The sequence below is a fragment of the Candidatus Methanocrinis alkalitolerans genome (assembly GCF_029167205.1).
Taxonomy (GTDB): Archaea; Halobacteriota; Methanosarcinia; order Methanotrichales; family Methanotrichaceae; genus Methanocrinis; species Methanocrinis alkalitolerans.
The window spans coordinates 1-1,901 of sequence record NZ_JARFPL010000080.1 but is presented as its reverse complement, the minus strand read 5'-3'; the positions used below and the strand labels follow the sequence as shown (position 1 = coordinate 1,901).

Below are 1,901 nucleotides of genomic sequence, written 5' to 3'. Positions count from 1 at the left end.
AACGTCGCTGTAAATCAAGATCGTCTGCCATGGCGGCAGGCCTTACAGATCATATCTGGACGATTGAAGAGCTTATGAGGACTGTCGTAGTTCCAAATTGTATCAACTCAAAATAGGGAGACTACCGAGAACGGCGCTCAGGACTCAAAATCCTCATCATAGATCAGGCAGGTCATCTCATCATGGCGCCGCCCACGAATACAATTAAATAGCAGTAATGAGACTTGAGCGTTGTCTTTCAGCGCGGGGGTCGCCAAGCCAGGTCAACGGCGCTAGGTTCAGGGCCTAGTCTCGCAGGAGTTCGTGGGTTCGAATCCCATCCCCCGCACTATTTTAGCATTGATTCTGGGAGTGGCTCGTCACCGCTGCCCCGCCAGACAACTGGGGGCCTATCTCTTAAGGGTCAGCTCCCTGGCCCTGGCGTAGGCAGCCTCCGCCTCTTCGGCCCTTCCCAGCACCTCGAGGGCGCTTGCCCTGTTGTACCAGACCTTGACGCTCCCGGGATCGAGCCGGAGGGCCTCGTCGTAGGCCCGGATCGCCTCATCGATCCGTCCCAGGTTTCTGAGGGCAAAGCCCCGGTTGTTCCAGGGCCAAGAGAGATCGGGGTCTAGCCGGATGGCTTCGTCGGAGCATCGGATGGCCTCATCGTACCTGCCCAGGGCCGCCAGTGCGGCGGCCTTGTTATTCCAGGCGCGGGCGTATTCTGGATCTCGTCTGATGGCCTCATCATAAGCGAGGATGGCCTCGGCGTACTTGCCCTCTGAGTAGAAGAAATCGCCTCTGTCCAGCCAATCTATCGCCTCCATCTCAATCCACCTTGGAATAACCGGTCTCGGTCTCATCTCCTCGCCATATGTGAAGAGATGAGACGCCGAACCGGAGGGACTTCGAGGAGGGACTTCGAGGACGTAGCTGGATCTGCCCGATCAAGATATATCGCCTTCATGAGATGGAGATGATCTAACCAGATTCCAGCTTCTCCAGAGCCTCAGAGGCCATCTTTCGGACGGCTTCGGCATCATCCTTCAAAGCCAGAAGAGTGAGGGGCTCAGATGCTCTCGGATCACCTATCTTGCCGAGGGCCTGGGCAGCTCTCCATCGGACACCATAATGTTCATCCCCAAGGGCTCCGATGAGAAGATCAACGGCACGGGGGTCGCCGATCCTGCCAAGGGCCTCTGCAGCCGCTTCTCTGACCCACCTGTCCTCATCCTTTGAAGCCAGATCGGCTAACGGTCCGGCTGTCCTTGAATCTTTTATCCTGCCCAGAGCATGGGCTGCCTGACGTCGGACCATCCGGTCCTCGTCTTTGAGAGCCTCGGTCAGGGGGTCGACCGCCCTCGAATCACCTATGCTGCCAAGTGCAGGGGCAGCCTGCCATCGGACACCCCAATCCTTATCTTTAAGAGCCTCAGTTAGAGGCACTACCGCTCTCGGATCGCCTATATGGCCCAAGGCAGAGGCGGCCGACTGGCGGACCATCACGTCCTCATCCTTGAGGGCCCCTATGAGGGGGTCGACCGCCCTGGGATCGCCTATACTTCCGAGAGCAGAGGCTGCCACCTGACGGACCCGAGGAGACACGTCCTTCAAAGCTCTTATGTGATCGTTTATTATGGGCATCTTAAGCCACCTCCGATAGGACCGGTTCCGGTCTCGACTTTTGTTGTCTTACCTCTCATTCTATTAGTATTCTATTAGATATTTATACTACAACAATCGTAACTATTCAGCCTCCTTTTCAGAATACCCGAAATAAGCGTGAAAAATGGATGACCCGGCTTTCCGCATCAACCCTCCAATCCGTAGTATTTTTCACAATCCTTTCCCAACAATCGAATAATCCTAACAAGATTATCATTCAGATTCGCTATCTTCAGATGCGTTTCACCATTAATCCA

Annotated in this window: 3 protein-coding genes and 1 tRNA gene; 1 reads left to right on the top strand and 3 read right to left on the bottom strand. The window is 55.1% G+C overall.

All coding sequences use genetic code 11. The features are described from left to right. Positions 1-243: 243 nt before the first annotated feature. Positions 244-328: transfer RNA gene (locus tag P0O24_RS12410), tRNA-Leu, on the top strand. A 61-nt stretch (positions 329-389) separates the two neighbouring features. Here the strand turns inward: P0O24_RS12410 and P0O24_RS12405 are convergent. The 3 genes from P0O24_RS12405 to P0O24_RS12395 are packed head-to-tail and all read right to left on the bottom strand — an operon-like array spanning position 390 to position 1,623. Beyond that, complete coding sequence (locus tag P0O24_RS12405; RefSeq protein ID WP_316970063.1) at positions 390-806, bottom strand: tetratricopeptide repeat protein; 417 nt, start codon at positions 804-806, stop codon at positions 390-392. A gap of 1 nt (position 807) precedes the next feature. Then, positions 808-930 carry a hypothetical protein gene (locus P0O24_RS12400; protein WP_316970062.1) on the bottom strand — a complete coding sequence of 41 codons (123 nt, stop codon included), beginning with the start codon at positions 928-930 and terminating at the stop codon, positions 808-810. Positions 931-960: 30 nt separating this feature from the next. Next, positions 961-1,623: a HEAT repeat domain-containing protein gene (locus P0O24_RS12395; RefSeq protein ID WP_316970061.1), complete on the bottom strand. Its 663-nt coding sequence runs from the start codon at positions 1,621-1,623 to the stop codon at positions 961-963. Between the last annotated feature and the right edge of the window lie 278 nt (positions 1,624-1,901).

Coding starts and splice junctions, on each gene's coding strand:
- P0O24_RS12405 (WP_316970063.1), bottom strand. CDS start 806: ATGGAGGCGATAGATTGGCTGGACAGAGGCGATTTCTTCTACTCAGAG.
- P0O24_RS12395 (WP_316970061.1), bottom strand. CDS start 1,623: ATGCCCATAATAAACGATCACATAAGAGCTTTGAAGGACGTGTCTCCT.